General features: G+C 80.4%; 1 protein-coding gene. It reads left to right on the top strand.

Features of this window, described 5'->3' with window-relative positions:
* On the top strand, positions 1-1,483 hold a 1,483-nt coding region (locus tag HLB09_RS17020; protein WP_171204474.1), incomplete at both ends, for an ACT domain-containing protein.

Below are 1,483 nucleotides of genomic sequence, written 5' to 3'. Positions count from 1 at the left end.
CGCCGGCCCGTGCAGCGCGCCGTCGAGGTCGACCTCGTCGAGCACGAGGGCGAGCTCTGCCTCGGCGCGGCGGCCCGCCCCTCGACCGACCCGACCCTGGCGCTGCGGGCCGCCGCGGCCGCCGCCAAGGAGGGGCTGCCCCTGTCGCCCGTCACGGCCGGGCACCTCGCGACGGGCTCCCCGGTGCCGGGGACTCCGTGGCCGGCGCCCGCCCGCACCGCGCTGCTCGAGCTCCTCGGCACGGGGGAGCGGCAGGTGCCCGTGTGGGAGACCCTCGACCAGGCGGGGCTCGTGACCGCGTGGTTCCCCGAGTGGAGAGCCGTCCGCAACCGGCCCCAGCGCACCGTCGTCCACCGCCACACCGTCGACCGCCACCTCGTCGAGACGTGCGTGCAGGCCGAGGAGCGGCTCGGGGACGTCGCCCGCCCCGACCTGCTGCTCCTCACCTGCCTGCTGCACGACCTCGGCAAGACGGCGGGAGCCCGCGACCACAGCGAGGTGGGCGCGCCCCTCGCCGAGGCCGTCGCCCGGCGCACCGGGCTGCCCGAGGAGGACGTCGCCGTCGTCCGCCGGCTCGTGCGGCACCACCTCGCGCTCGTCGACCTGGCCACGCGGCGCGACCCCGACGACCCGCGCACGGTCGCCGAGCTCGTCGAGGTCGTCGACGGCCGGGAGGACGTCCTCGACCTGCTGCGCGCGCTCACCGAGGCCGACGCCCGCGCGGCCGGCCCCGCGGCGTGGACGGCGTGGCGGCGGCGCCTCGTCGACGACCTCGTCGCCCGGGCGCGCTCCGCGCTCCAGGGCCGCGAGCCCCCCGGGCCGGCCCCCCTCACCGCGGCCGAGCGCGGCCTCGTCGCCGCCGTCCTCCTCGACGGCACGCCGCGGGTCGAGACGAGCCCGCTGCTCGGGCTGCACGGCGTCACCGTCGTCGCCCCCGACCGGCCGGGCCTCTTCGGCGACGTGGCGGGGCTGCTCGCCGCGCACGGGCTGGCGGTGCGCTCGGCGCTCGTGCGCACGGTCGACGGCGTCGCCGTCGACACGTGGTGGGTCCACGGCAGCCGCGGCGTGCCCGACCCCGCCGTCCTGCGGACCGAGCTGCTGCGGCTGGGCGCCGGCGACGCCTCGGTGCTGGAGCGCCTCGCACGGCGCGACGCCGGCTGGCGCCCCCCGCGCCTGGCCGGCGACGCGGCGCCCCGCGTCCTCGTCGTGCCCGGGGCCTCGGAGGACGCGACGGTCGTCGAGGTGCGGGCGCCCGACCGCCCGCGGCTCCTCCACCGGCTGGGCAGCGCGCTGCGGGAGGAGGGGGTCGACGTGCGCAGCGCCCACGTCGCGACGCACTCCTCCCGGGCCGTCGACGTCCTCTACCTGTGCGAGCCCGGCGGCGGCCCGCTGAGCCCCGGCCGCACCGCCCGCGTCGTCGGGGTCCTCACCGACGCCGCCTCCGGCGAGCCGGCTCCCACCGACGCGCCCGCCGGGTCCACCG

The organism is Pseudokineococcus marinus, assembly GCF_013004605.1.
Lineage (GTDB): Bacteria > Actinomycetota > Actinomycetes > Actinomycetales > Quadrisphaeraceae > Pseudokineococcus > Pseudokineococcus marinus.
Note: the sequence above shows the minus strand (reverse complement) of the source record. Positions and strands in the feature narration are given on the sequence as shown.